Annotated in this window: 7 protein-coding genes; all 7 read left to right on the top strand. The window is 56.4% G+C overall.

Annotated elements, in window-relative coordinates; translation table 11 throughout:
* Nucleotides 1-71 precede the first annotated feature (71 nt).
* The 7 genes from NN5_RS23940 to NN5_RS23910 all read left to right on the top strand — a co-directional run bounded on the left by NN5_RS23940 (nucleotide 72) and on the right by NN5_RS23910 (nucleotide 5,275).
* A complete protein-coding gene (locus NN5_RS23940; RefSeq protein ID WP_067739094.1) occupies nucleotides 72-791 on the top strand; it encodes an NYN domain-containing protein in 720 nt (239 codons plus the stop codon).
* A gap of 280 nt (nucleotides 792-1,071) precedes the next feature.
* On the top strand, nucleotides 1,072-2,136 hold the full coding sequence (locus NN5_RS23935) for a phage/plasmid replication protein, II/X family (RefSeq protein WP_067739091.1): 1,065 nt from the start codon (nucleotides 1,072-1,074) through the stop codon (nucleotides 2,134-2,136).
* A gap of 137 nt (nucleotides 2,137-2,273) precedes the next feature.
* Nucleotides 2,274-2,594 (top strand): single-stranded DNA-binding protein, encoded by a 321-nt coding sequence (locus tag NN5_RS23930; RefSeq protein WP_067739088.1) that lies wholly within the window; start codon nucleotides 2,274-2,276, stop codon nucleotides 2,592-2,594.
* Between the two features lie 11 nt (nucleotides 2,595-2,605).
* Entirely contained in the window at nucleotides 2,606-2,878 is a 273-nt protein-coding gene (locus NN5_RS23925) for a hypothetical protein (protein WP_157081313.1), read from the top strand.
* Between the two features lie 91 nt (nucleotides 2,879-2,969).
* On the top strand, nucleotides 2,970-3,191 hold the full coding sequence (locus tag NN5_RS23920; protein WP_067739083.1) for a hypothetical protein: 222 nt from the start codon (nucleotides 2,970-2,972) through the stop codon (nucleotides 3,189-3,191).
* Nucleotides 3,192-3,365: 174 nt separating this feature from the next.
* Complete coding sequence (locus tag NN5_RS23915) at nucleotides 3,366-4,973, top strand: hypothetical protein (protein ID WP_067739080.1); 1,608 nt, start codon at nucleotides 3,366-3,368, stop codon at nucleotides 4,971-4,973.
* A gap of 2 nt (nucleotides 4,974-4,975) precedes the next feature.
* Nucleotides 4,976-5,275, top strand: coding sequence for a DUF2523 family protein (locus tag NN5_RS23910; protein WP_067739077.1), 300 nt, complete (start codon nucleotides 4,976-4,978; stop codon nucleotides 5,273-5,275).
* Nucleotides 5,276-5,414 lie beyond the last annotated feature (139 nt).

The raw sequence follows: 5,414 nt of genomic DNA, 5'->3' as shown, positions 1-5,414 counted from the left end.
CTAGTGCAAGGCGCTGAACTTATGGCTATTGCTTGCCGCCGAACCGGTAACGCTTGCCCGAAGGAACGCCCATGGCCTCCGTCAGTCCCCGCAGGGGCCGCAACATCGCGCTGCTCATAGACGCCGACAATGCCTCGCCTTCCACGCTCGAAACGGCGCTGACGATCCTGGGCGATCTCGGTACGGTCAACGTGCGGCGGATCTACGGCAACTGGAGCCGGCCGGGGCTAAAAGGCTGGGCTGCGCTGGTCCATCGCTATGCGCTGGAACCGCAGCAGCAGTTCGACCTCACCAAAGGCAAGAACGCCACCGACATGAAAATGACGATCGATGCCATGGACCTGCTCTATGATGGGCACGTGGATGGCTTCGGCCTCATGACCAGCGACAGCGATTTCATGCCGCTGGCGATCCGTATTCGCCAGAACGGCACGCCGGTCTATGGCTTCGGCACGCGGCGCACGCCGGAAGCTTTTCGCGAAGCGTGCACCCGGTTCATCGATCTCGATGCCTTGGCGAGCAAGGAAGAACAGGAAAGCGCCGGCAAGACACCGTCGGTGCCCGTGGTCGATGCCGAGCTGGTCAAGCTGCTCGGCGATGCCTGGCGTGCCAGCACGCGCGATGAGGACGGGTTCGCCAGTCTGTCAGAGATCGGGCAGAGGGTGGCCAACCGGTCCAGCTTCGACGCGCGCAGCTACGGCTTCTCGCGCTTGTCGGAACTGGTGCAGTCCTTGCCGAACTTCGCGACCGACAAGCGCGACACCGGGCTCTATGTGAAGCGGTTGCGCTGAAACTTCACGTTTTTTGGCACTGAGGGGCGTGAGGGGGGCCGCGGTCTCATTTCCCATAGTGGAATGATAATAGATATTCTGCGGGCGGTCTTTTTGGGCCTGTATGTGAAACGCGGATACGTTTTTGGTGGGTCTGGTTTCGTGTTGATGGGGGGAACGCTCGGCCTTGGTCTGGTCGGGCTTCTGGCAGGGGTGAAGCGGTTCGCTTTGCGACTGGCGATTTCGATGCGCGTTCTTGTGTCGAGGTTCTCATTGCGCGGGAGATGCCCGCGTGACGGTTATGGTTGATTGGCTCAAGGTCGAGTGTCCCGATCCGTTCGGTCAGGTTATCGACGCTGGCCACGTCATGAGTGTTCGACAAGACGGCTCGCTGGAATGGGCAACGGCCAAGCGGCTTCGGGTGCAGGGCAGCCACTCCTCCAGCTACAGCGTTCGTAATGTGATGGGGCGTGATATCGACGACGAGGAATTGCCAGTCAGCCGACATCGTTATGGGCTGCAACTGGACGGCAATCCGTCGAAGTTCCTTCAAGGTCATAATTTGTTCGGTCCCGCCGATCCTCTTGACCTTCTTGAGCGTACGGTTGCCAAGGTCGGTGACGCCTTGGGGATCAAAGTTGGTTGGGCGGATTACGGCTTGGCGGACATTCAGCGGATCGACCTCACCAGTCACTGGCTGTTGGACAGGGAAGGGGATGTTCTGCCCTTCCTGCAGGCCATGCAGGAACGTGTGTTTGTGCCTTACCGTGGTCGGGGCACGTTTCACGCGAACAAGCCCGAGACGCTGTATTACGGCTATGTCGACAAAGGAAAGCGTCAGCCTGACTGGAAATTGAAAATCTATTGGAAAGGCGAAGAAATTCGCAAGAACGATCCAATGCTTTGGTCGCGTCTTGCTGGTGTTCCCGGCGCCCATGAAGAACTTCTTCGGACGGTTCGTGTCGAATTAACTTTGCTGACACCGGAACTGAAAAGGCTTAAACTGCGTAAAGTCGGGGCGTGGTCCCCGGAAATGGTTGCCTACGTGTGGGCCTTGTACGTTGATCGTTTGGATTTTGGAGCTTTGGAGATGAATTTAGACTTGATCGATACGAAGATGGCGGGCCTCAAGCCTCGCCATCAGCATGCAATCGCGGCGTGGAAGGCGGGCAATGATCTGCGCGAAGGCATGTCGCACCGGTCGTTTTACCGCCTGCGTAAGGACATTCTGGCGGCGTGTGGTTTCGACATCAAACAGCCGCCTCCAAAATCGAACGTGGTGCCGCTGATGCGGATCGTCACAGCAAAACCTGCCCTTCATCCCATCTGGGCCGACGATCTCACATCAGCGTTGATGGCGGCCTAAGCTCTACCCGCCATCGCACCACTAACGGGGATCGGTCTGCGGGCCGGTCCCCGTTTTCGTTTTGGGCTTGCGCCCAGACTCGAACCGTGATTCTTAGAGTGCGATGGGATGAAGGGCAAACTCTGGAGTTTGTTCTTATGCTTTACGTCGAAGTTGCCGAGACCGGTTTCACGCCCGCCAAGCCTACGAATTATGACGGTCGCCCGGGCTTCTCGGACCCCAAACAGCAATGCTTCCTGCACGGGGGTGGCAAGTACCCGCTGACGTTCACCGTCAAGTTGCCTCCCAATTCCGGGCCTCTTCGTCCTGGCTTCTACGGCCTCGCGGGCGATTGCTGGAAAATTAACGAGTGGGGTTATCTCAATATCATCCCGTCGAAGCTTGAATTGGTTCCGCTCGATGAGTGGGTGGCCGGCCTTCCGAAGCCCGGTTCTGCGAAATTGGCGGCGGCCTCTTAAGTAGACCGCTCGTGCAAACGGAAATCATGCTCGTTTGTCGGCCAGCGGTCGATAATATCGCTGTAGCGCCCTGCGGCTCTGTGTCCGGGGTGGGCTACATTCCAACGATGGTGGAAATTCCGCAGCTTACTGCGTCGGAGGTCGCTGAACTGGAGGCCATGGCCGTGCCGTTCAACTATGCCGAAGCCGGTGAGTTTTTCGCGTGGCCTATCGCGGCTTTGATCGGAATTTATCTGGCCGCTTATGCGGTTGGGAGCCTCTGGAAAATCGTTGGGGATAGCTGATCTTCGTTTGCGTCCCGAAATCTGGGCGGCGTTGCTTCGTCCAGGTGCGCGCCGGGCGCTCTCCCGGCATCGACCATAGGGGCTTTGCTCAATGAAGAAACTGAACCTCGTTGCCGCTGCATCGGTCGCAGTGGCCTCCGCGATCGCTGCGGCTCCGGCTTTTGCCACGCCTCCCGATCTCACGGATCTGTCTGCCGCTGTCGATTTCTCGACTGTCGGCCCGGCGATTCTCGCTGCCGGTGCCCTCGGCCTCGGGATCAAGCTGTCCATGGTGGCGGTGAAGTACGTTCGCCGGATCGTCGGCGGCGCCTGAGCTCCGCCGCTCTATCGATGTTCACCCCGGGGGGGCGGGTTGGTCCCCGTCCCCCTTTCCTTTGAGGAGGGCTGTCCGTGGTACAGGTCTGGTGGAATTTGCTCGCTACTGTTGCCGGGATCGTAACTGCCTGCGTCGTGATCGCTGGGCTTCGCTCGGGGGAGGGTCGCTAGGATGGTCCTCCGGTATTTCCGTGAGCGGTTTAACTGGCGGCGCGCGCTGATCGTTTTCGTGGTCATTCAGTCCTGTTTGATGGTCGAGCGTGCCAACTCGCAGGCGCTTGCCAAAGCGGCGGGTGCTGGCCGGTTCAACAATGCTGTTACGCGCGTGATCATGAATCGCGCCAAGCGCATGGGGTTCGCTGCTAATGACAATGTCGTTAATGCCACTCTTTCCGGTCTTGGTGCTGCTGGCACTGATCTCGCTATCTCGGCCGGTGCGGCTATCGCTTTTGGCACGCCTATTGGTTGGGGCTCTATCATTCTGGGCGGCCTTGCCGTGGGCGCAATTACCTATTTCGGGCTGAACAGCGGCTTTCCTTCGATCCAGACACGTTACGAGGGCAACGGGACTGTCCTCGGTTCCCCGGATACTCAGAATTTCGGAAATCTGAGGCTTTCCGCCAACACTACGCCTTCGCAGGCGTCGCAAGGCATTTATCAACTGACCTTCAATCCGGCCAGTATTAAGTTCGATCAGGTTGGTAGTGGCAATACATATGCCCGATTTGTTAACGTTGGAATGGACGCTGATCAAAGTCCCGCTGCCGGGGAAATTCAATATCCGGTTTACAAGAATGTTATTTGTGTTGGGCAGGTGGAATATTCGTTGGTCGTTTGCTTGTTGAACTTCATCAATAAGCAGGTTGATCTTCGCGGAAGGCCCGGTGCTGGTCATTTTTTCTGGGATCAATCTCAAACCGGTTGGGTGATCAAGCGGGCAGCGTACCAGGACCCGAACACTGGCGTCGTTTATCCCGCTATCACTCAAAGTTTGTCGTTCTTTGATAGCACGAAATATACTGCTTCTAATGGCGGAGTAGCTATCAACAACGTGGGTCGAAATGATCAGGCACAACCTGTTGCAATGAAGTCAGCAGACACCGGTTCAAATTTCATACCTACAATTCCGACATTAGGTTACGAACCGTACCAGAGCGATGCGTGGTATTACTTCAGTCAGCTGCCTACATCTCGCCAAAGCCAAGAGGTGAACCCAGATGTGGTAGCGGATACGGCGAATAAGCTTTGGCAGGCCGCAGCTCAGACGCCGGGCTATAACGGCCTCCCGTATTCGATTAACGATCCGATCACGCACGCTGACGCGGAGGCTGTCCGCGTCGCTGATCCCGCAGCTTGGCCTCAGGTGGCCGATCTGGCGGACCCACTCTTTAATGCCGGGGATCAACCGTCGATCACGTTTCCTGACAACGTAAATATTCCGACCGATGATCCTGCGACTATCGGCGATCCTGCTCTTGATCCGGCGCCAAACGCTAATCCGATTTCCGACCTCGGCGGTGATCCGGGTATTGCTCAGCCTACGTTGGATGATGCACCCACTTGGGCGGAAATTGCTGATCCGTTATTTACGTGGTTTCCGGCGATTGGGTCTTTGGACATCCCCGGTGGCACTTGTCCCACGGATAGTTTCGATTGGAACGGTGAGACGTTTACTCTGGATCAGCATTGCCAATTCTTTGAGGATTGGCGCAGCGTGATCGGTGCCGCAATGATAGCCGTTTGGACCATGGCGGCTTGCGTCGTCATTTTGAGGGCCTAACCATGTACGCTATTCTTATTTCCGCATTTAATACTGTTCTTGGGTGGGTTCTTCGTGCCCTTGTATTCAAGGTAATTGTCTTTGGCGTTCTGCTGTTTGTCACAACGGAGGCAACGCAATACATGCTTGAAAAGCTAACGGAAGTTGGAAACCCTACCGATACGTTGCAGTCTTCGATATCTGGCATAGGCTCCGGGGCTCTTTATTTCATCGGCCTGCTGCGTCTCGATGTCGGTATTCCGCTTATTCTGTCTGCTTATGTTACCGGGTTTGCGATCCGCAGGCTTCCGATTATCGGTTGACTATGACTGTCATAATCGACATAACTATTTGGTCGATTATGACAGTCGAAGAGGGCTTTTCTTATGCGGCGCTTTTTCTTCTTTCTGCCTGAATTTCTGGTTTTCAGTTGGATTATCGGTGGTGGTGTCGTGATTGTGG

Source organism: Novosphingobium naphthalenivorans NBRC 102051, assembly GCF_001590985.1.
GTDB classification, from domain to species: domain Bacteria; phylum Pseudomonadota; class Alphaproteobacteria; order Sphingomonadales; family Sphingomonadaceae; genus Novosphingobium; species Novosphingobium naphthalenivorans.
The sequence above is the reverse complement of the archived record's forward strand: the minus strand, read 5'-3'. Positions and strand labels throughout refer to the sequence as shown.

Coding starts and splice junctions, on each gene's coding strand:
- NN5_RS23940 (WP_067739094.1), top strand. CDS start 72: ATGGCCTCCGTCAGTCCCCGCAGGGGCCGCAACATCGCGCTGCTCATA.
- NN5_RS23935 (WP_067739091.1), top strand. CDS start 1,072: ATGGTTGATTGGCTCAAGGTCGAGTGTCCCGATCCGTTCGGTCAGGTT.
- NN5_RS23930 (WP_067739088.1), top strand. CDS start 2,274: ATGCTTTACGTCGAAGTTGCCGAGACCGGTTTCACGCCCGCCAAGCCT.
- NN5_RS23920 (WP_067739083.1), top strand. CDS start 2,970: ATGAAGAAACTGAACCTCGTTGCCGCTGCATCGGTCGCAGTGGCCTCC.
- NN5_RS23915 (WP_067739080.1), top strand. CDS start 3,366: ATGGTCCTCCGGTATTTCCGTGAGCGGTTTAACTGGCGGCGCGCGCTG.
- NN5_RS23910 (WP_067739077.1), top strand. CDS start 4,976: ATGTACGCTATTCTTATTTCCGCATTTAATACTGTTCTTGGGTGGGTT.